The following is a 23,200-nucleotide window of genomic DNA, read 5'->3' as shown; positions in this document are numbered from 1 at the left end:
AAAAAAATGGTGGGTTCGGTATGAATGAGCAACAAGCAGAAGAAAAATTACAAATAGTACCTAAAGAAGTTAAAAGACATTGAGTTCGCTCTTAATGAATCTTCTATAGTCGCTATTACGGATAAAAAAGGAAGAATTAATTATGTTAATAAGAAATTTTGTGCAATTTCAAAATATAGTTCAGAGGAACTAATTGGACAAGATCATAGAATTATTAATTCAAACTACCATACTTCATCTTTTTTCAAATCTCTTTGGGAAACAATATCAAAAGGTTATACATGGCATGGTGAAATTAGAAATCAAGCAAAAGACGGCTCTTTTTATTGGGTAGATACAACAATCGTTCCTTTTTTAGATAGCAAAGGTAAACCATATCAATACATATCCATCCGAAATGATATAACAGATCGAAAAGATTATGAAAAGAGGATACAACAACTTGCCTTCTACGACACATTAACAAATTTACCTAATCGAAATGCATTAACTAGACATCTTAAAGAAGTGATACCTGATAGAAATCTAAACTCTCATATTGCTTTATTTTTCTTAGACTTAGATCGCTTCAAAACAATTAATGACAGCTATGGTCATTCATTCGGTAATCAGTTATTAGTAAACGTTGCAGCAAGACTTGCCCAGTCTTTTACCAATCAAGCATTTATTTCACGAGTTGGAGGAGACGAATTTATTTTAGTTATAAATGATTTGTTTACAAAAGAAACAATTACCCAATTCGCAAATCAAATACTAACTACATTTTTAGAACCTTTCACAATAAACCATAAAGCTGTTGTAATTTCACCAAGCATAGGGATTAGTCTCTACGACTGCACCCAATATTCTAAAGAAACCACCTCCGACCAAATTATTGAAACACTTATACAGCAAGCAGACATTGCAATGTATCACGCAAAGAAACAAAATGGCTGTCACATTCAACTTAGCAATCCAATGTTGAATGAAGAAGTTACACGAAAATACCAAATTGAAAATGTTATGCAGCACGCTTTAGAAAAAGATGAATTTCACATACTCTATCAACCACTTGTGCATTTAGAAAGTGACCGGATCTTAGGGGTTGAAGCACTTCTTAGATGGGAAAATAAAAAACTTGGTACAATTACTCCATTTGAATTTATCCCGATTCTGGAGGAAACAGGTTTAATTAAGAAGGTTGGAAAATGGATTTTAAAAACAGTGTGTAAGCAGATGAAATTCTGGAAGAACCAAAATTTACCTTTAGCCAAAGTTGCAGTCAATATCTCTCCAATTCAATTTCAGGATGATAGCTTTCTAGAAGACCTTAATAAGATTCTAAATGATAGTAAGTTGAATCCATATTATCTTGATTTAGAAATAACTGAAAACGTGATTCAAGACTTTAAAGGTTCTGTAAACACACTATATGAAGTTCATAAAATGGGAGTTGGCATTTCTATTGATGACTTCGGAACAGGATACTCTTCTTTGAGCAGCCTGAAGTATTTACCAATTAATAATTTGAAAATAGATAAATCATTTATTAACAATTTAGATAGTGATGGTCGAATACTTGTTCAAACAATCATTACGATGGGGAAAAACCTTGAGTATCAACTCATTGCTGAAGGAATCGAAAGTACTGATCAACTAACATTTTTACAAGAGCTAAGCTGTGATTTTGGTCAAGGTTATATGTTTAGCAAACCTTTATCAGCTGATGCTTTAACAAAATTATTAATAGAAAACTCCATTAATATTGAAGGTAAAGGACTATGATTTCCTTCTTTCTACATTAGCTGTCATTCTAATCAATCTAAAAGGCTTCACGCATATGCGGAAGCCTTTTTCATTTCTTTATAAAGTATTACCCTCACCTGGAATAGGATGATTCACTAGTAGCTTTGCAAAATGAACAAGGTTATACGATAATGTTTTGACCTTTCCGTTCGTGAAGTCATTGCCTCTTCCTTCTTCTATATATGAAGGACCTGGACCAGCCTCTCCTACCCAATAGGCATCAACATTTGGCGGAACAGTAAAGCCAATGTGCTGAAGTCCGTACAGAAGTGATTTTGCAGAATCCTTTGCACCATCCTCATTTCCGGTTACAACTGCTCCACCAATTTTATTATAAAAAATACTCTGCCCTTTATCATTTTTTTCCATACTTGAAGCATATAATCTTTCCATTAATAAAGTGGCAATACTACTTTTTTCACCTAACCAAATCGGTGTCCCAATGACAACAATATTTGCTTCTTTTATTTTTTCAAATACCTCAGGCCATTGGTCTCCCTCACCCATATCGGATTCCATACCGTATGCAATCTGATAATCTGCTAATCTTAATTCCTCGGTTGTAACACCTTTATTTTCTAACCAATATCTTGACTCTTTCATAAGTGCACTTGTGTTAGATTCCTGATTACTCTTTTTTAATGATGTATTTAAATACAGTGCTTTCATGTCAACAGCTCCTTTATTATGGGTGTTTGTTTCTTTCATTCCACATCGAGCCTATATTAAAACCTTTTTTCGACAATTTCAGAATTAAACCTACAGCAAATTCCCCCAGATTCCCTGGATGTATGTCTTTTAGAAAAGTACATAAAATAAGACTTCAATAACTAATGGGAGAGAAATCATGGAACCCAAGCTACAATCCTTCATACCTGTTATCCAATCATCAAATCTTGCTAAACCATTAAAAAAACAAGATTTATTAACAACGTCATTTTTGATTGATCACGACCGAGATAACGAGTTGACCATGTACTATTCACCACATAATGAATACATCAACCATCATGCTAAGATTGTCATAATAGGAATTACACCAGGTTGGACTCAAATGAAGGCAGCCTTCGAACAAGTTATTGACTGCTTACCTATTTCAGAGTCTTCCACAATCGAACAGACACTAAAAAAAGCCAAAATAGCCGCAAGCTTTTCAGGAGCTATGAGGAAAAATTTAATCGACATGCTTGATCATTGTGGTATACAAAATGTTTTTCATATCAAAAGCTCTTCTTATTTATTTAGCGAAAACCGTGACTTTCTCCATACTACATCAATCATAAAATACCCTGTTTTCTATCAAGGGAGAAACTATACTGGACACCGTCCCAAAATTAACCATTCTTCACTGTTAACTTCTTATGCATATGAAATGTTTCCCAAGGAGCTATCACAGATAAAAGCACCTGCATTAGTCATTCCATTAGGCAAAATGGTGGAAGAGGTTTTGAAAAACCTAATAAAAAATAATAAGCTTAATGATCATATTTATTTATTTAATTTTCCCCATCCATCCGGTGCAAATGGACATAGAATAAAACAATTCACAGAAAACAAGCAATCTTTTATATCAACTGTCTTGGAATGGGCAGCTCTTTTTTCTTATAACACCTAAGTTTTAATTATGAAATCAAGGCTTGTCAGACATATTAAGAATAGCTAGATGAAAGGAGCAATGATGATGGAATATACTAATCGAGATGATGTAGTTAGAGAGTTACAACAATCTTTCCAGCCTCTTATGACTAAATATGGGATTGAGGATATTGGAGTGTTTGAAGAGCAGGGACAGAAGGATATTTATCATATGGGCTACACAATTCGAAAAGAAGGAAAAACGTATATGATACATACCCCGTATCTTAAGAACGAAGAAGGGCAATTAGCTCCTGGTAGAGATCTCTGGACTGTTGAAACAGATGAGGCAAACACCGAGGATGTTAGCGGGTTTGATAATTTAGATGATGCTTTACAATCAATTTAGTTAAATGAGGGGATCAATCCCCTCTTTAGTTTCTTATTATGATATAAATCATATAGAGAATATAAGCAACTACAAGAAACGTCCCTTCTCGACGGCCAACTCTAAAGCTTGTTCTTGAGAACACAAGTAAAATAAGCGTTAAGACAATCATAAGGATAAGATCAACAAATATCTTGCTATCTACTGCTAAAGGAGAAATAACAGAGGCTGCACCAAGAACAAATAATATGTTAAAAATATTACTTCCAACAATATTACCAAGTGCAATATCTCCTTCTTTTTTAATAGCAGCTGTGATTGAAGTTATTAACTCAGGCAATGATGTACCAATCGCTACAATCGTTAAACCGACTAATGTTTCACTCATCCCAAATGAATAAGCAATAACAGTGGCATGATCAACGACCAAGTCTCCCCCGATAATAATAGCTACTAAGCCACCTATTGTGTAAATACTATTTTTCCCCCATGAAGGTGAACTTGTTTTAGATACTGAAGCTTCTTCTTTTATCTTTTCCCGACTATTTCTCGCTACCTCAAAAATGTAATATAAAAACACAGCAAAAAATAACAAGAATATAAATCCGTCACTTCTTGTAATGAAATTAGCTTCTAAGGATTGAAGCGTCATATCACTTACTAAAATCAGGAGTGCTATACTCGCTAATAATGTAAAGGGAATTTCCTTTCGAATTGTTTCACTCTCAACCTTTAGGGGGTTTATAAGTGCTGTAATTCCAACAACAAAGGTGATATTTAAAATATTACTCCCCACTACATTCCCTATTGCAACTCCTGCGTTTTCCTCTAATGCAGCAATTATACTAACAGTTGCTTCCGGTGAACTAGTTCCAAAAGCAACAATCGTCAACCCAATTAGTAATGGTGACACATGTAAAGCACGAGCAATACTTGATGCACCCTCGACAAAAAAGTCTGCACCCTTAATAAGTAAAGCAATACCTAAGATTAATAAAAGATAGGACATTTATTCAGCTCCTTATTTCTATTTATTACTAATATTGTATTAGTACAACAGTTGTATTTGCCACTAATAGGTTCAATTTTGAAGTACAAAAATCGAATTTACATTGCTATTCGTCGTACTAAAAATAAAAAGAAAGCAATTGGCAAATCTTCATCAATCGCCAGAAAATAAGTGGAGAAATTCCATTTATTGAGGAAATATCATGAAAAACAGATTAAATAGACGGAAAGATTCCGCCTATTTAATCAAAAAAGATGAAAATGGACCATTTTCCTTTGCTTAACCGGAAGAACTCCGCTTATATCCCAAAAATCGGTTCTATCCTTCAGTCTAACCAGAAAAACTCCGCTTATTTATATAATGGTTACTTAATTCAAGAAGGTTGCTTTATTTATCCGCCTCTCAGAATCATAACCCACCCTCTGGTAGTTAGATATTATTTTTAGCACCCAATTGGAATAACAGTGAGTTTGCGAATTTTTATGCTGACAAAAACTTAAGTGTGCTGATTTCGTTTTTTGTATTCGGAAACTGCAGCAGCTATTCTGCTAATTTTATTGATGCACCTAAAGAATTAATAGTACCTTATTACTAGTTAACCCTCATAATAGGAATCTATTCCCGTTACTTTTTACACATAAATCAGATATGATTTTATTGCATTTATAATATGCATATATCATTACGATAAGCGAGGAAAGTCAATGAAAATCAGCAGGAAGTTATTTATTCTTATTACAATACCTCTACTTGTTATATTAGCACTAGCAGGTATTAGTACAATTGAACGAAGTAAAACAGTCAAAGAAGCATCACAGTTAGGTGAGTTAATCAAGCTTTCAACAACAATCAGTGCATTTGTTCATGAAATGCAAAAAGAACGAGGTGCTACCGGGGTATTCATGGGTAGTGATGGTCAGAAATTCAGTTCAGAGGTAACCCAACAGCGAAAAGTAACAGATACAAAACTAAACGATCTTAATAAATTCCTCGGTAGCTTTGATCCAAAACCATATGGTGAAGATTTTACAAAAGAACTACAAGAAGCGATAAAAATTAAAGATCAATTGTCAGCGCACAGGGAAAATGTAAGCAATCAACAAATTGAGGATTCGATAGGGATTAGCTACTACACTCATCATAACGAAAAAATGCTTAGTGTTATGAGCTATATTTCAAAAATTTCTCCTAATGCTGATCTTGCAAAATCAGTAAATGCTTATGTTTTATTTATGAACGCTAAGGAAAAAACAGGTATTGAACGTGCTTTAATGAGTAATGTTTTTGCAAGCGATTCATTTTCAAGTGGGGAATATCAGAAGTTTATCTCACTTATTGCTCAACAGGATACATATTTATCCTTGTTTCAAAATGCTGAAACCAATGACAAAGTATTATCTTTGCTTGAACAGCATTTAAGCAATCAAGTAATAGAAGATGTTAAACAGATGAGGGAAAAAGCATTTAATACTACTGAAAATTTTAAAGTTGATAGTGAGAATTGGTACACACAAATGACAACTAAAATCAATCTTTTCAAAGAGGTTGAAGATGCAATTGCTGAATCCCTTACAGATCAATCCAATCAGCTTCAAAACAGTGCAAAAACTGAGTTAATTACGTACATTGTTGTTTTACTAGTTATAACAGTTGCTCTTATTTTATTCGGAATCTTTACTAGTCGTTCCATTACTGAGCCGATTAAGAAGATCCTGAAACATATCCAAGAGATAGCTAATGGAAATTTAACGAACAATGAATTAAATTTCAATCATAAAACAGAAATTGGCCAATTGGCTATTGCTTTAAATGGAATGCAAAGAAGCTTAAAGGAAATGATTGAGAGCGTTACACATGTGACAGAAAATTTATCAAATCAAAGTATTGAGCTAACCCATTCAGCAAACGAAGTAAAAGAGGGAAGCGAGCAAATTGCCACAACTATGCAGGAGCTTTCATTTGGAGCAGAATCCCAAGCTACAAGCTCAACAAACTTATTAGAAATGATGGAAACTTTCGTTGGAAAAATACAAGAAGCAAATATAAGTGGTGAAAATGTTTCTGAAACATCAAACGAAGTTCTGTCTATGACAAAAGAAGGAAGCCTATTAATGAGTCAGTCTGTTAATCAAATGCAGACAATTGACAGCATTGTTAAGGATGCTGTCAATAAAGTACAAGGTCTAGATCAACAATCAAAAGAAATTTCAAAATTAGTTCTAGTCATTCAAGAAATTGCAGAACAAACAAATCTATTGTCTCTAAATGCTGCGATTGAAGCTGCTAGAGCAGGTGAACACGGAAAAGGATTTGCCGTTGTAGCCGATGAAGTAAGAAAACTAGCAGAACAAGTAAAAGCATCTATCGTTGATATTACAAACATCGTAAATAAAATTCAAAATGAGTCTTCTCATGTTGTACAGTCACTTCAGGTAGGATATAAAGAGGTTGATGAGGGTTCTAGACAAATTGAGTTAACAGGTAAAACATTTGAAACCATTTCTGAATCTGTATTAGAAATGGTCACAAATATTAAACACATTTCGACTAATTTAAAAGAAATTGTTGATAACAGCCGTGAAATGAACAATTCTATTGAAGAAATTGCCTCTGTCTCAGAAGAAGCAGCGGCAGGTATCGAACAAACAGCAGCTTCTTCACAGCAATCCACAAGCTCAATGGAAGAAGTATCAAATAGAGCCGGTGAATTATCACAGATATCTGATCAACTCTCAGAACAAATTAGACGATTCCAAATTTAATGTCAAGATAAGAGGGTGATTGTCTTCACCCTCCTTTTTAATTTATACGAACGAAAGGAAAACGAATGGTAACAGTTGTTCCGTTGCCCTTAACACTATTAAACTCAATCGTCCCGTTATACTTTTCAACTATATTAAAACAAATCATCAGCCCTAATCCTGTACCCTTCGTTTTTAGTGAATAAAAAGGTGTGCCGAGATCCTTAATTTCCGACTCAGACATACCTAATCCTCCATCAACAATCCTTATTTCAACTGAATTCTTCACCTTTCCACCTATGACAGTAATCCCAGAACCATGACTAGAAGCTTCTATTGCGTTTTTTACTAAATTGATTGTTAACTGTTTAAATTCTATTAAGTTAATAGCGATATAACAATTCTCTTCTACATGTAAATCAATTTTGTTATCATTTAAAAGACCATAAGAATTTAATAAATCAGCCACACTTTGTAAAGCATCTTTCACATCAACCTTCTCTAGTTTTACCTCTTTGTTAGGTTTAGCTATCGTTAAAAAGTGAGAAATAACATGCTCAGCTGCATCCAATTCATCAATCATCAAGGCAAAATTTCTTTTTACCTGTTCATCGAATGATTCCTCTTTTTTATATAATTGTAGAAATCCCTTTACTACGGTCAAAGGGTTTCTAATTTCATGGGCTACTGCCGCAGCAAGTTGACCTGTCGTCTTTAATCTTTCGGACTGCTGAACTTGTTCGTAATAGCCTTTTAATTGCTTGATTCTGAAATAAGAAATGTAAAATAGTAAAGAGAGAAATGCTTGTATACCTGCAAAATTAATAACATTTCCCACTATATCAAGTTCTATATGAGGATATAATTCTCCTTGATCAATAAAAACGATATAAGTAAATGTTGCTGAAGTCAGCACTACATTTAAAAAAAGTGAGAAATAAAAAAGTCTTGGATCAAAAAACAAAATTGAGATTGCTGGAATTAAACAAACTAATACAAAGGTTGACCAGGTTTCAGGGTATAAGAAAAAAAGACCATAGAAATAAGCAGATGCTATTATCATGATTAACATTCTGAAATAATGCGTTTCAAACCTCGGGTAAAGAATTAAACAAACCGATAGCATAGTAACAAGAATTATATGTAATAATATCCCCAAGTTAAGTGTATCAAGATGAGTATTTCCAACCATCACCCCTGTTACCATAACAAGAATAATTATTATGATTAAAATATAGTATAAAGTTTTATTTATTTTAAATTTAAGTTCCTTCATAAAAACACCTTTTTAATTATTTGACCTCATTAAGTATTTCCTTAAAGATGTTAACTAACACTTAAATTAGTCGATAAAGACGGTCAATACAACATTATATCCCTTGCTCATTAAAAAGTTAATAATAAAAAAACGCACCCGTGAAGGTACGTTATTCATTCATAGTAATGGAATATTATGATCTTCACACTCTTTTATTATTTGCTCACTCCATACGGAAGCTTGCACCTCACCGATATGAACTTTTTTTAATAAGAACATACATAATCTTGATTGCCCAATTCCTCCTCCAATTGTAGAAGGAAGTTTTCCATTCAGGATGGCTTTATGATAGTCTAGTGATTTGCGCTCTTCACAGTTAGATGCTTTTAATTGATTTATAAGAGCATCCCGATCAACCCTAATCCCCATTGAAGATACTTCAAACGCTCTTTCTAATGCAGGATTCCAAAGGATAATATCGCCATTTAAGGTCCAATCATCATAATCCGGCGATCTCCCATCATGCTTTTCACCTGAAAGCAAATCTCCTCCAATGCCCATAATAAATACAGCTCCATATTTTCTAGCAATCTCATCCTCCCTTTCTTTCGGGGAGATTTGAGGATATAGATGTTCAAGCTCTTGAGCTGTAATGAACACAATATTGTTAGGTAAAGTTGGAGTAAGCTGTGGATATAAACTGTATATATAATGTTCTGTTTGCTTAATAGACTGATAAATTTTTTGGACTTCTTCCTTTAACTTATGGTCATTTCTTTGTTCTTCAGAAATCACTTTTTCCCAGTCCCACTGATCAACGTATAGAGAATGAGTATTATCTAAAGTTTCATCTCTTCTAATCGCATTCATATCTGTATATAAACCTTCATCTGGTTGAAAATCATAGCGACCGACAGCCATCCTTTTCCACTTAGCTAATGATTGCACAATCTCAATGTTGCAGTCGGAATCTAATGCATCAAAGGAAACAACACGTTCAATTCCATTTAAATTATCATTTATTCCATTCCCTGCTTTAACTACGATCGGTGCAGAAACTTTCATGATATTTAACGATTGAGAAAGGTTCATAATAAAAAAATCCTTAAGCTTCCTTATTGCCTTTTCTGTTTCTAATAAACTAAGTAACGAACAATAACTCGATGAAACATACGTTTTACTCATTTTATAGGCCTCCAAAGCTAATAAGCAACAGCGCTGTTCTTTGCTTATTTTTAAATCCCTAGGGTATTAACTAATTTACAGTATGAAAGTCAAGTAGGATTGTGAACCTTAATAAAAGCCTATTTTAAGAGATAAAAGACCAGAAAAGGATGCCACATAGTAGCATCCTTTTTGTGAAGAATCTTATTTTAATTGAAAATCACCTGATGATGTTCTTACCTTAAGTTCATACTCTCCATTACCAATCTTTCCGTTGATGATATTCTCTGATTTGTCTTCATAGCTGAAACCTTCCAGTTCAATGACTCCATCTCCTGAACTTCCTCTAAAGTCAACAGTAAGCGACTTAGGAGATTCATCAAACTGGACAATCACATCACCACTTGATGCCAATGCATTTATATTCCCCGTAACCTGTTTGTTATTCAGCTCAATACTACCCGAAGATGTTTCAGCTTCAACATGACCATCAATATTCTGGATAATAATGTCACCGCTACTAGCTCCTAAATTAAAAACACTCGCTGATGAATTCTTCGCATGTATTGTTCCACTACTAGCTTCCATCTTACTATTTTTGCTAACTGAAATTTGATCAATCGTAATATCACCAGAGCTAGCTTCTGTACTAAACTCTTCTACTTTAAGTTGAGAGATGTCTATATCTCCCGAAGAGCTTTTAACAACCAAGGACTGATACTCCTTTTCCGGTACTTCAATTTCTAAATTCAGTTCGATAAAGGAAAATCCAACATAGAAGTATAAGTCTTGATTTTTCACATCAATATTTACTTTATCACCTTCTTCAGTAACAACCAGCTTATATTTGTCTTTCAGTTTCTCACTAACTTTCCCAGTTAATTTTACTTTTATAGAATCTCCCTTTGAAGGAACCATTTTTATATTTGTTGAGGATGTACCAACCTCTATTTGCTGAATTTCTGTCCCTTTTACTTCTTCCTCTTGTAGGATATCTTTCATTTCAGGTGAAAACACATCCGTTGTAGCTGCTGTAACAACAGAACCTGCAATACCAACAACAATTAAGAAAAATGCAAACATAACCGCTTTTTTCATGCCGCTTTTACCCCTTTTCCCCCGTAAATTACTTTTTTATTAAAGTTCATATACTTAAGAAATGTTTTGGATAGGAACTTCCCCGTTTTTAACATACCAATCCCTAATAAAATACCTAATCCACATGTAATCATAGATAGAAAGAAAACCATTGCGAGATCTTCAAGTCCGTTAAAGATAACAGAACCAATTATTGCTAAAGGTGAGATAATAAGTATAAATGATGCCGCAACTAATCCAATGTAAACGCCAAAGATCCCTAATGCAGGACCTAGAACAAAAACTAGATTTAAAAAGCCAATCATAATAGCTGCTAAAATGATATTTAATGTTTTAGTTCCTTGCTTTTGCTGATCCACCCTTGTTAACTTGTATTCTGAAAGCAAATCCCTTGCAATAGAATGTGGGTCACCTAATTCATTGACGATTTCAGCTTCTGTTCTCCCATCTTCCAAGCCAACTGTAAAATGCTCTTCATAATCATATAGCATCTCTTTTCTGTCTACCTCTGGAACACTTGATAAAAGCTCTTCTAATTTTCCCATAAAGTTATTTTTCTTCACTTTTGGTACCCTCCAAAATAAATTCATTCACAGCATTTGAAAATTGAGTCCATTCTTCTATAAGAATATTCATATACCCCTTACCTTTATCAGTTAGTGAATAGTATTTTCTTGGAGGTCCCTCTGATGATTCAGCTAGATAAGTTGTCACATATTCTTCTTTTGTTAATCTTCTTAATAGTGGGTATAGTGTTCCTTCTGCCACTTGAATTTTACTCGATATATTTTGAGCCAATTCATAACCGTATTGATCTTTTCTACAAATTAGAATTAACACACATAGCTCCAATGCTCCTTTTTTAAATTGGACATTCATTCTATTCCTCCTAAGCAGTATAACCTGGTACTGAACTATATAAGGTAGTAAACATTAATCGATAACTACAATTAACATAATATACCACCCTAGTGAACATTGCAAGGTACTGGATAATATTTTTTTGAAATGACATGATTCTACAAATTTCGGGTGGTGACAGGCACCACAAAAAAGGCAGACAACCACAATGGTTATCCACCTCAAATAATAAAACAGTTTTTATTTTAGTTCTAATAACGCTACACATTCAACATGAACAGTATGAGGAAATAGGTCAACAGGCTGTACTGTTATTAACTCATAATTAAATTGTTCAAGTTCTTTTATATCAGTTGCAAATGTATCAGGATTACAAGATACATACACAATTCGTTCTGGTTTAGAACGCCCAATTCTTCTCATTACTTTTCCACCAGCACCTGATCTAGGAGGATCTAAAAGGAGAAGTTCAGGGCTTCCAAACGTTTCTAGTACTTGATCAATTCCTTTTCTTGCATCCTTAGCTAAGAAATACGTATTAGATATTCCATTGTCACTTGCATTTCTTTTAGCTGATTCAATAGAACTCTCTACAATTTCAATACCCGCAAGCTTTCCGACTCTATTTGCAAATGGAAGAGAGAATGTCCCAACTCCACAAAAAAGATCAATCATGCTTTCTGATTTTTTTGGTTGGCCCATTTCGATGGCTAAATCAACTAATTTTTGAGCTTGAGTTGGGTTTGTTTGAAAGAATGTATCAAACCACAGACGGAAACGGTAGCCATCCATTTCATCATAAATGAAGTCTCGTCCTGCTAATGTATGACTTTTTTCAGACTGTGTACGATCTGCCCATTGTGTATTTTCAAGCCATAACAAGCTTTTTACTTGCGGATACTTTGCCTCAATTCTAGAAACCAAATCTTTCACAGCCTTTTGAAGGGTATCATTTGGTCCTTCTGTTGCAAAAAGCCCCAGCATCATTTCTCCGGTTACGAAAGATTGTCGAACCATTAAATGACGAAGCAATCCTTCGTGGGTATCTTTATTGTAGCCTTTTAATTGATAATCTTTTACCCAAACTGCTACTTCCATAGCAGCCTCGACCATTTCTTTACTTGCAATTAAGCATGATTCAAGCGAGATTACTTTACGGAAATTCCCTTGCTCATGTAACCCAAGAGATCCATCAGGAGCAAATGTAAACTCCATTTTATTGCGATAGTGCCAAGGCTGATCCATCCCAATTGTTTCTTTAACTAGCTCAGGATTAAATCCTTGTTCCTCGATTGCATGTTTTACATGCTCCGTTTTTTGTTTTAATTGGGCTGTGTATTGCCAATGCTGCCACACACATCCACCACATTTATCAAAATGAGGACAAGGTGGTGCCAATCTATCAGAATGAGCTTCTAGGATCTCCTCAGGTAGAACCTTTCTTCTTCTTCTTTCTGGTTGATCAACCGTTACACGTACCTTCTCCCCTGGAAGCGTTTGTGGAATAGTTAGTTTTAATTTCTTCGGATTACCAAGTTCGTTTTCCCGCCAAATAACAGCTTGTCCTGAACCCCTGTCATCTAAATGACGTATTTCAGCAATCATTGTTTCTGCTTTAGTCAAGGTCAAAATTTCCTCCCTTTATTTTTATTTATTACTCTAGTTTTCTCTTAACCCTATTCAAACTCGAAAACTGCTACCCAGAGCTGGGTAGCAGTTGATCACACTGTTTCACATGTGAAACAAGAAAATTCGGGTGGTGACAGGCACCTCTATGGCCTACATTTGATGCTCCACCTTCACACGCTTAATAAAGAGTGAAATAACAACCCCTACAATACACAAGATAATCGCAAATACAAAAGCATCTTGGATACCTTCAGTGAAGGCAAGTACTTGGTTTAATGGATTTTGTTTGTCTTCAACTGTTTCCATAAAGTTACTTGTTCCAGATGATAGGATTGAAATAGCAACAGCTGTTCCAATTGCTCCGGCTACTTGCTGTAGTGTGTTCATTATAGCTGTTCCATCTGGATATAGCTCAGGTGGTAATTGATTTAATCCATTTGTCTGCGCAGGCATCATAACCATTGAAATTCCAACCATCATGACAATATGAAGTCCTATAATAAAGGCTGAAGATGTTTCCATTGATATGGTTGAAAAACCAAACATTGAGCCTGTTACTATAGTTATTCCTATTATAGTTAGCCATTTAGGTCCAAAACGATCGAATAGTCCTCCCATTACAGGTGATAAAATACCATTTATAATTCCACCAGGAAGTAATAGAAGACCAGCTGCAAATGTACTTAGAGCCAACGACGTTTGTAAATAAAGTGGCAATAAAATCATAGAAGAAAGAATGGCCATCATACATACAACAACCATTAGCAAGCCCACTGTAAACATCGGATATTTAAAAGCTCGTAAATTTAAGATAGGTTGTTGCATTGTTAATTGTCGAATAGTGAATAAGACTAAGGCAATTCCTCCAGCAACCATTGAAACAATAACAGTTGGACTTCCCCAACCGCCACCTTCTCCTGCATTACTAAATCCAAATACAATACCACCAAATCCTATAGTAGATAAGATAATTGATAAAATATCAATTTTAGGCTTGGTTGGCTTTGTTACATCCTGCATAAAAATAATACCATAAATAAGTGCTGCAATGAGTAATGGTAATGAAATCCAAAAGATCCAATGCCATGATAACGTCTTAAGTATTAATCCTGAAATAGTAGGACCTACCGCAGGGGCAAACATAATTACAAGCCCAATAATCCCCATAATTTTACCACGCTTATATGGTGGAACAATTAATAAAATTGTATTAAACATTAAAGGAAGAAGCAATGCTGTTCCTACCGCTTGAACTACTCGGGCAATCATAAGAACTGTAAATGTTGGCGCAATTGCCGCAATAAATGTACCAATTATTGAAGCAATAAGTGATGTAATAAACAACTGCCTCGTCGTAAACCATTGTAAAATAAGTCCTGAAACTGGTACTAAAATTCCAAGTGTAAGCAAATAACCAGTCGTTAACCACTGAGCAGTGGTTTCTTTAATACCAAAGCCTGTAATCAAATTATTCAATGCCATGTTTAAGGCTGTTTCACTAAACAAACCAATAAAACCAGCAACAACAAAAGAAATGATAATCGGAACAACTTTCAACTCACTCGTATCAGTTACTCCCTTACCATTTGCTTGTGCATTCATTTCCATATTTGTTTCCTCCTACTAGGTTTCTTTCTTCTCTCTTTATGACAACAATAACAGCAACTGTTTTCCAATTACACGTAGAGGGTCCCCATTTTTGTGCGTAGCAGATAGTGTGCAGGCTCCTTCAATCAATGCAGTTATTGTTAAGCCTAATTCTTCTGCTTTCTCTGTTTCCATACCATGTGCTTTAAGCTTATTAACATACAAAGCTTGCCAATCCATAAATGCAGCCTCGCATGCTAACCGTAGATTTTCGTGTGTTGAAGATATTTCTGAAGCAATAAGTCCTATTGATAATCCTTCCATTGTTTTAGGGTGATCAAAAATAGACGCAATCTTATTAATATAAAATTGAAATGCTTCAGCAGCTGTTTCTCCCTCACTCAAATCTTCCTGTGCCCGCTCCAATATATCCCGTTTCATTTGATGAATAGCCTCCAAGGCAATTTCCTCTTTACCATTTGGAAAGTGATAATAGATGGAGCCTTTTGGTGCCCCACTTTCCTCAATAATTTGATTCAATCCAGTTCCATGATAGCCTTGGCGCTGAAATAAGCATGTTGCTGTTTTAAGGATAATATCCTTTGTACTCTCCTTTTTTGCCATTTTTACGTCTGCACCTCACAAAATTATAACAACCGGTCTAGATAATATTATTAGAGTAGTATTGGTAATGTCAAATCTTTTTGCTTATTTAGTTGAAATATAATTTGATAGGATAACTTAAACTCATTTTAAAAGCTATCTACATTGAAAATGTCGTTCATAAAGCCCGATGAACGACATTTCTTCTACCTTCTATATCACTTTTGTTGTACATAAGCATCTAAATGACAGCTTCCTATCAATTCCTCTACTCTCACCGCTCAAGTCCCACAATAAGTCCGGTAAGGCTGACCTGATTTAGGTGGAAGACTGCAGTATTCTTCCTGTTGTGTAGTGTGTGCAAAAGGTTTGGTAAGAGCATCTAATAATCTTTCCATTACAGTATAATCCCCATGTTTTACCGCCGCTTCCAATGCTTCTTCCACACGATGGTTACGAGGAATTACTGCTGGATTATGATCCCTCATTAGCTTTTGTGATTCTTCTTTAGATTCTTTTTGCTTGGTTAATCTTTCATGCCAACGCTCTTTCCACTGTTCAAATTCAGAGGAACGGAAAAGCTCCATTTCATCCCATTTATCGAACGTTATGGCAACAAAGGTATTTGTATAATCTGCCTTATGCTTGTGCATTAAGGTAAGAAGGTCATCTATTAATGTTTTATCGTCTTTTTCTTCAGAAAAAAGACCTAACTTAGCTCTCATAGCTCTAAGCCAATTTGTTTCATAAATGTCCATATATTTAGATATTTCTTCTTGAGCAATTTCAACGGCCCTATCTTGATCTTCATGAAGAAGTGGTATAAGAGATTCGGCAAATCGTGCTAAATTCCATCCACCTATGAATGGTTGGTTACCATAGGCATAACGGCCCTGAACATCAATTGAGCTAAAAACAGTCTCAGGATCATACGTATCCATAAAGGCACAAGGACCATAATCAATCGTTTCTCCACTAACTGTCATATTATCAGTGTTCATTACTCCATGGATAAAACCAACGAGTTGCCACTTTGCAATTAATGAAGCTTGCCTATGTATCATTTGTTGAAGCAATGAAAGATACCTGTTATCATCTCTTTCAATCTCCGGATAATGACGCTCTATTGTATAATCAGCGAGAGCTTGAAGCTCCTCATCTGTTCCTAATTGTGCAGCAAATTGGAACGTTCCCACACGAATATGACTTGCAGCAACACGAGTTAAAATGGCACCGGGAAGTTCTGTTTCTCGGAGAATATTCTCACCAGTTGTTATTACGGCTAAACTTCTCGTAGTCGGTATTCCTAAGGCATACATCGCTTCACTAATAATGTATTCTCGAAGCATTGGGCCAAGTGCAGTACTTCCATCTCCACCTCGTGAATAAGGTGTTCTTCCTGAGCCTTTAAGTTGGATATCAACCCGCTCATCTTGAGGTGTTACTTGTTCCCCAAGCAGAACTGCACGACCATCTCCCAACATGTTTAAATGACCGAATTGATGTCCCGCATATGCTTGTGCTAGAGGTGTTGAACCTTCTGGAATTCGATTACCTGCAAAAACCTCTACTTGTTCATGACTTCGTAACTCTTCGACATTCAGACCTAGCGATGATGCTAGCTGATCATTCTGTATGATTAACTCAGGATTGCTAACAGGAGTTGGCTTTTGTTCAGTAAAAAACTTTTTTGGCAGGCGAGCATAGCTATTATCTATTTTCCAACCTGTTTTTAAGTCTTGTTCCTTTGTCATGTGATCTCCTTTTTACCCTATATATATTTTTCTTTTCGTTGTTTAAACATATCCATATTGTCTACTTTTATAAACGTTATTATCCTCAATGATCTCGGTTGATAATATAATTCAAAAAATGCTTTAGAAAAGGAATGTCTCGTGGTACTTTCTGTAGAACTTCGATTGCTTGACAGTAATGTTCCCACATCTTTTTTCTCGCTTCTTCTTGGCCCAAGATCGACACAAATGTTGAACTTTGATTTTCTCTATCTTTTCCAACTGTTTTTCCAAGCAGTGCAGGATCTCCTTCAAAGTCGAGTAAATCATCCTTAATCTGAAAAGCAATACCCGCATGATACGCATATTTCTTTAATGCCTCTATCTCTGTTTCATCAGCATGTGCTAGGATCGCCGGCATAATAATAGATGCTTCGAATGCCATTCCAGTTTTATAAAAGCACATTAAATTTAATTGATCTAGAGATAACGGCTTGCCTTTCGATTCTAAGTCCATTGCCTGTCCCTTGCACATCTCGGATGTCATATATGAGGAATATTGTATTAATTTCAGGACAGTATTTGGATCAAATTTTGTAAGCGATGCTTGTTCCCAGGTAGCTTTCTGAGTTAAAAAAAGACCGGTTAGTTCGGCAATGGCAGTATTATAAGCCTGATGCAGTGTTTGACGCCCCCTTCGAATGGATGCATTATCCTGTGATGGGAGATCGTCGAAGATTAAAGATGCTGTATGCATGTATTCTAATGATTTAAGTAATGGCATAATCACAGATTGATCTAAACCGTATACCTTTATTGCCATTACCCAAGTCACAATTGGCCTCAATCGCTTTCCATCACCTTCAAGACTATAGTTTGCAGCCTCAACAATGGAACTATTCACCTCTCCATCACTCTGAGAAACATGCAATGTATCATTTAGTTGATTACGAACAAATTTAATTGTTTCTAAAAATTCTTCCTGTTCGTTCCGCTCATTTCTCATATTATTCAACATATGGTCGCGTAATAGCTTATCAAAGAATTCTACATCATCTGCTTTTTTCACCATCTTCTGAATAAGCTGTGTAAAACTTGAAGAATTGGTTGAAAATAACTCCATCACTTCATTATATTTTTCCGTTCCCATTTTACTTTTATATCGTTTTAAACCGTTTATTGCCCGATTAAGGATTACCTCACATGTCTTGAAATCTGATTTGTATACGTTGTGGATTAAGTTTGATATAACTGTCCAATATAATTCAAACGGATTAATAAGGTCAGGACGTTGAACATGATATTTCAAATAATACGTATAAGGAGTAACAGCACCTTCCTCTAAGTCATCAAACATGTCAGCAAAATCATCAGCAAGCTGATTGTAAATTCCATAATAAAACGTTCGATCATTGAAACCTATGTCTTCAGAGGCGCTGAGAACCGAACGAACAATTAATCTCGAAGATGCGGATTTTAGAATAACTGGAATATAAAGGTCTTCATTTGTGTAATCTGGGTTAGAAAGGTCCTTTACACGGTCCACTTCCTGTGATTGAAAAAATATATATGCTTGCTCCAAAAATGACTGCACATTTTCCGATTGCTGATTTCCTTTAATATATTCAAAGGCTTCTCGTAGTTCTGAATGAATATATTGTAGTAACCCGGCATTATTTCCGTCCCATTGCCCCAAATCTGGTACAGAACCAGTGATAAGTGTTGTTCGTATCAAGTTTGAATATCTCTTCTTTTCCTCAAGAGTTAGCAGATTTACATCAAGCAAATCATCAATAAAAGGATAGGTTAAACCATAACAATACCCTAAGCGAATGGCTTGATCGAGTTTAAGAGCACGTTCAGTAGGTTTAACCCCATCATCCATTTCTTCCACAACATGCATGACAACCCCTGCAATGATTTTTATTAACTTTCTCCGTGCTTGCTCAGGGTCAATTTCCTCAGGAATATTTGATGTTACTGTCTTTAACTTGTTGACGAGCCAGATCATGGTCGTTTCAATGCTTTCTTTTTGAGCTATTCGGTATAATCCAGCCATGTTGAACGTATCTGGCTTATCTGTTTTTTTCGTTAGATGTTTTGTTAAACTTTTAACTGCTCGGTTCACTCTTTCCTGTGTTTTAGTTGAACTTAAATCTTTTCCTAGATCACGCATAAAAAGGTAAGAAATGCTGCGTTCTAAGTAGGGAGTTAGCTTGCCTGTATATTTGAGCCATTGAATATATAAGTCATAATCCTGTGCCTCTGGCTTGTTATTTTTACGTGTAAAAACAGAGAATAGTGATTTCCGGAAAACATGGTTTTGCTTCCAGGTTTGAAAATCTTTTGTTAAAGCAGGAATATAGGTTTTGCGGGTGATTTGCTCATAAAGTGAATGGTAATAATCTAAAGCCTTTCGTTCCGCCTTCTGATAAGTTTTATCAGTATCAAACATTATTTTTTCATTCATGTATTCATTCCCTCAGTTTAAACTCATTTTCGATTCAGTTATTATCTATATCTATCATATTATCAGTATATTTAAATATAAGCTAAATGTATGATCTTTATGACCGTCGCACAGAGGTAAAAGGAACCCCAATTAAAAAAGCACCTCACTGCTAGCTCTTTTGCTACAATGAGGTGCTTTCTATTTTTATGCTACTTTTGAAATATCTATTTTCTTGCCTTCTTTACGCCATTCCTTGAATTCAGCTGCTGCTGTAAAAATGGCGTCAGTTGATGAGTTAAGAGCAGTTTCAAAAGAATCTTGTAAAACACCAATGATAAAGCCTACACCAACCACTTGCATCGCAATTTCTGCCGGAATTCCGAACAAACTACATGCAAGAGGAATGAGTAATAGAGATCCACCAGCAACTCCGGACGCTCCGCAAGCACATACAGCTGACAATACACTAAGAATTAAGGCTGTAGCAAAATCCACTTCAATACCTAAAGTATGAACTGCAGCTAATGTTAATACAGAAATTGTTACTGCTGCCCCAGCCATATTGATTGTTGCTCCTAATGGGATCGATACTGAATAACTATCCTTATTTAAGCCAAGGTTTTCACACAATTTCATATTAACAGGGATATTTGCTGCAGAACTACGAGTAAAGAAAGCTGTAATTCCACTTTCCTTTATACATTTCAAAACTAGTGGATACGGATTTTGTCTTATAGCTAAAAACACAATAATTGGGTTAACAACTAATGCAACAAAAGCCATACAACCTAGTAAAACAGCAAGTAATTTTCCATAGCTTAATAACGAGTCAATTCCATTTGTTGAAATTGATTCAAATACTAGTCCCATAATACCTAGCGGAGCAAACTTAATCACCCATGTTACAATTTTTGATACTGCCTCTGAGAAATTAGAAATCATTGTTTTTGTTGTATCCGGTGCACTTCTTAATGCTAAACCAATTAGGATTGCCCACGTTAAGATCCCAATATAGTTTGAGTTTGCGATCGCATTCACCGGATTATCAACTATGTTTAAAAGCAACGTTTTAAGAACTTCTGACACACCACCTGGAGCTGTGAAACCCTCAGGACTATTCGCAAGTGTTAAGCCGACCGGGAAGATGAAACTTGCAATAACTGCTACTAATCCAGCTAAAAATGTTCCAACAAGATAAAGCACTACGATCGACTTCATATTTGTTTGCTGACCACTTTTATGCTGAGTGATCGCTGACATAACTAAGAAAAGAACTAAAACAGGTGCGATCGCCTTTAAAGCACCTACAAACAACGAACCTAAAATAACAACAGGCTGTGCTACATCTGGAATTGTAACAGCCAAGATAATTCCAATGAGTAAGCCGATAATGATTTGTTTAACTAGACTCAACCGATTCCAGTTTTTTAATAAATTTTTCACAATAATCCCCCACTATAAAATTGAAAATCCTTTTAAAATCTATTAACTTGTTATTCTTAAAATGGACTTCCAGAAATATATTCCACTGCACAAAGACAACTGTCTTTTCGATAAGTAGTATTATAGTGAGTTTTTTGATATATTACAATACTTTTTGTTTAATTTTAAAAAGTCTTAAACATCAAAATATTCAATTAAATATTAACTTTCACTTTCTTATATTTTCGTTTGATAACGTAAACGCTTGCTATATCAAGAAAATTATCTTGGTTAAAAACGAAAAAGACAGCATCTTTAAATAGATACCGCCTTAAACCTTTCACCTTATATAGATAGGGTTCGTAAATGCAACCAATTCCGGCTTTTCATGATCAATCGAAGCATATAATTCTGCTCGAATCCATTTTACATGTTCATTATTTATCTCGGTATCCAGTCGTAACATACCTGGACTACCCTGTAGTATTTCCCCTTCACTTGAAACAATTACCAGGAAAGCACTCTTCTCATCAATACGATCATTTACTTCCCATTCTTCAGTATGAACCTGTACAATTATTGGTTTATTTTCAACTTTATTCATTACATCACCAATCTTATAAACAGTTCCTTCCTGTTTCACCGTAAGATCAAGTGGTTTTCCGTATGATATACTAACTCGTCCAGATCTGATTGAAGATAAAAAGGCTTTTCTAAACATCTCTTTATCCTCATAGACTTCGGGCATCATCACATATGTAATGGCTGGTATAGGATTATTTTCTTCGTTATGATGCCAATCTCTTCCTGAAGTAGCCGTTATTCTATATCCTTTATTCAATAAGTCTGTCCAATATTGTAAGGCACGCTGATTATACACTTTAGATCCTGGCCTTGTGGAATTCCAAACCTCTATAAAATCAAATTCGTTTATTGATTCGAAAGGGAACTCCCAATGGCAACCTGTTCCGATTGGATTACCTATTCTAAACGGGTGTGCAATACCAACCAAGGCACCATGCTGACCAATTTCAGTAATACCATTTTTAATATCTAGAGGTCCTATTACTCTCCAATCAGTATAGGTCGGTTTTTCATACCCTATCGTTAGTAAGTGCCCATAAAAAGTTGTCCATTCCAACCCATAAAGGATATGAATACCGGTATGTGCTTCTGCTTGTTCAATTCCCTCAAACGGACTAATTGTATTATGATCTGTCATAACGACTGCTTTAAGACCCATTTCTTTCGCAACCTCAGCCATCTCTATTACCGACTGCTTACCATCACTATGTAAAGTATGTGTGTGCAGTTCAGATGGAACCCACTGTGCAGTACCTTCTATTTGGGGATAAATCGGAATATTTATATCATTGTCTTCTATACGGTGAGCTAAAGGCTTATGTCTCCAAGGAATTGAGGTATTAGCAGCTGATTGATACTCTCTATACACACTCATTCGATACTCACAGGTTTCAGTTACCAACGCATGAACACTTACTGTTATTGACCATAAACCAGTTGGATTTCTTCTATTTAAAAAACCAGGAGTTGAATTGTCATCATTAATGATGACATGTTGGGTAGGTGAATGATAATGTCTTGCCCCTCTAAATCCATCATGATCATCAACCGATAACGTGAGTAAGTTTTTTACTTGGTCTCCACTTTTTCGTGATAACTTTGTTGCATAGTATTGCTCTGCTTCCTCAAATAGCTGTTTATTGTTAACATCATTTGTTTCATGGGAGGGATGAAAAGAAAAATCAATGTATAGTGTTTCCGTATGATCCGGAACAAAGAATGTATGTTTTATATGTGATTGTGTGCTCTTATTTGTTATGCTTGAATGAATTTCAAATAATATATCTTGCCCTTCTTCTCTCATCGTGTTG

18 protein-coding genes are annotated in these 23,200 nt (G+C 35.2%); 4 read left to right on the top strand and 14 right to left on the bottom strand.

Features of this window, described 5'->3' with window-relative positions:
- Positions 1–78 precede the first annotated feature (78 nt).
- On the top strand, positions 79–1,764 hold the full coding sequence (locus tag MVE64_RS15595; RefSeq protein WP_345740835.1) for a sensor domain-containing protein: 1,686 nt from the start codon (positions 79–81) through the stop codon (positions 1,762–1,764).
- A 78-nt stretch (positions 1,765–1,842) separates the two neighbouring features.
- On the opposite strand, the gene MVE64_RS15590 is transcribed toward MVE64_RS15595, so the two are convergent.
- A complete protein-coding gene (locus MVE64_RS15590; RefSeq protein ID WP_247339384.1) occupies positions 1,843–2,454 on the bottom strand; it encodes a flavodoxin family protein in 612 nt (203 codons plus the stop codon).
- A 178-nt stretch (positions 2,455–2,632) separates the two neighbouring features.
- Between MVE64_RS15590 and MVE64_RS15585 the strand changes: the two genes are divergently transcribed.
- Together MVE64_RS15585 and MVE64_RS15580 are read left to right on the top strand one after the other, a co-directional pair.
- Entirely contained in the window at positions 2,633–3,400 is a 768-nt protein-coding gene (locus MVE64_RS15585) for a uracil-DNA glycosylase family protein (protein WP_247339383.1), read from the top strand.
- Positions 3,401–3,466: 66 nt separating this feature from the next.
- Complete coding sequence (locus MVE64_RS15580) at positions 3,467–3,769, top strand: DUF5634 family protein (RefSeq protein WP_247339382.1); 303 nt, start codon at positions 3,467–3,469, stop codon at positions 3,767–3,769.
- Between the two features lie 25 nt (positions 3,770–3,794).
- Here MVE64_RS15580 and MVE64_RS15575 read toward each other — a convergent pair whose 3' ends face one another.
- Positions 3,795–4,757 carry a calcium/sodium antiporter gene (locus MVE64_RS15575; RefSeq protein WP_247339381.1) on the bottom strand — a complete coding sequence of 321 codons (963 nt, stop codon included), beginning with the start codon at positions 4,755–4,757 and terminating at the stop codon, positions 3,795–3,797.
- Positions 4,758–5,461: 704 nt separating this feature from the next.
- Here MVE64_RS15575 and MVE64_RS15570 point away from each other — a divergent pair.
- A complete protein-coding gene (locus MVE64_RS15570; RefSeq protein ID WP_247339380.1) occupies positions 5,462–7,519 on the top strand; it encodes a methyl-accepting chemotaxis protein in 2,058 nt (685 codons plus the stop codon).
- 37 nt (positions 7,520–7,556) lie between these two features.
- Here the strand turns inward: MVE64_RS15570 and MVE64_RS15565 are convergent, their stop codons facing one another.
- The 12 genes from MVE64_RS15565 to MVE64_RS15510 form a co-directional block, all read right to left on the bottom strand.
- Positions 7,557–8,774 carry a sensor histidine kinase gene (locus MVE64_RS15565; protein ID WP_247339379.1) on the bottom strand — a complete coding sequence of 406 codons (1,218 nt, stop codon included), beginning with the start codon at positions 8,772–8,774 and terminating at the stop codon, positions 7,557–7,559.
- A 159-nt stretch (positions 8,775–8,933) separates the two neighbouring features.
- Positions 8,934–9,941: an aspartate--ammonia ligase gene (gene asnA / locus MVE64_RS15560; protein ID WP_247339377.1), complete on the bottom strand. Its 1,008-nt coding sequence runs from the start codon at positions 9,939–9,941 to the stop codon at positions 8,934–8,936.
- A gap of 183 nt (positions 9,942–10,124) precedes the next feature.
- On the bottom strand, positions 10,125–11,018 hold the full coding sequence (locus tag MVE64_RS15555) for a DUF4097 family beta strand repeat-containing protein (RefSeq protein WP_247339376.1): 894 nt from the start codon (positions 11,016–11,018) through the stop codon (positions 10,125–10,127).
- Complete coding sequence (locus MVE64_RS15550) at positions 11,015–11,581, bottom strand: HAAS signaling domain-containing protein (protein ID WP_247339371.1); 567 nt, start codon at positions 11,579–11,581, stop codon at positions 11,015–11,017. Before MVE64_RS15550 ends, MVE64_RS15555 begins: the two co-directional genes overlap by 4 nt.
- Positions 11,568–11,897: a PadR family transcriptional regulator gene (locus tag MVE64_RS15545; protein WP_098797660.1), complete on the bottom strand. Its 330-nt coding sequence runs from the start codon at positions 11,895–11,897 to the stop codon at positions 11,568–11,570. Before MVE64_RS15545 ends, MVE64_RS15550 begins: the two co-directional genes overlap by 14 nt.
- 222 nt (positions 11,898–12,119) lie before the next feature.
- Positions 12,120–13,484 carry a 23S rRNA (uracil(1939)-C(5))-methyltransferase RlmD gene (gene rlmD / locus MVE64_RS15540; RefSeq protein WP_379053577.1) on the bottom strand — a complete coding sequence of 455 codons (1,365 nt, stop codon included), beginning with the start codon at positions 13,482–13,484 and terminating at the stop codon, positions 12,120–12,122.
- Between the two features lie 174 nt (positions 13,485–13,658).
- Positions 13,659–15,110 carry a DHA2 family efflux MFS transporter permease subunit gene (locus tag MVE64_RS15535; RefSeq protein ID WP_247347091.1) on the bottom strand — a complete coding sequence of 484 codons (1,452 nt, stop codon included), beginning with the start codon at positions 15,108–15,110 and terminating at the stop codon, positions 13,659–13,661.
- A gap of 42 nt (positions 15,111–15,152) precedes the next feature.
- Positions 15,153–15,719 (bottom strand): TetR/AcrR family transcriptional regulator, encoded by a 567-nt coding sequence (locus MVE64_RS15530; RefSeq protein ID WP_247339369.1) that lies wholly within the window; start codon positions 15,717–15,719, stop codon positions 15,153–15,155.
- 260 nt (positions 15,720–15,979) lie between these two features.
- On the bottom strand, positions 15,980–17,452 hold the full coding sequence (locus tag MVE64_RS15525; protein ID WP_247339368.1) for a protein adenylyltransferase SelO: 1,473 nt from the start codon (positions 17,450–17,452) through the stop codon (positions 15,980–15,982).
- A gap of 85 nt (positions 17,453–17,537) precedes the next feature.
- Positions 17,538–19,901, bottom strand: coding sequence for a polyprenyl synthetase family protein (locus tag MVE64_RS15520; RefSeq protein WP_247339367.1), 2,364 nt, complete (start codon positions 19,899–19,901; stop codon positions 17,538–17,540).
- A 186-nt stretch (positions 19,902–20,087) separates the two neighbouring features.
- A complete protein-coding gene (gene sstT, locus MVE64_RS15515) occupies positions 20,088–21,326 on the bottom strand; it encodes a serine/threonine transporter SstT (RefSeq protein WP_247339357.1) in 1,239 nt (412 codons plus the stop codon).
- A gap of 319 nt (positions 21,327–21,645) precedes the next feature.
- Positions 21,646–23,193, bottom strand: a complete 1,548-nt coding sequence (locus tag MVE64_RS15510; RefSeq protein WP_247339354.1) for a CehA/McbA family metallohydrolase — start codon at positions 23,191–23,193, stop codon at positions 21,646–21,648.
- Between the last annotated feature and the right edge of the window lie 7 nt (positions 23,194–23,200).

It is taken from the genome of Metabacillus endolithicus, from assembly GCF_023078335.1.
Taxonomy (GTDB): domain Bacteria; phylum Bacillota; class Bacilli; order Bacillales; family Bacillaceae; genus Metabacillus; species Metabacillus endolithicus.
The sequence above is the reverse complement of the archived record's forward strand: the minus strand, read 5'-3'. Positions and strand labels throughout refer to the sequence as shown.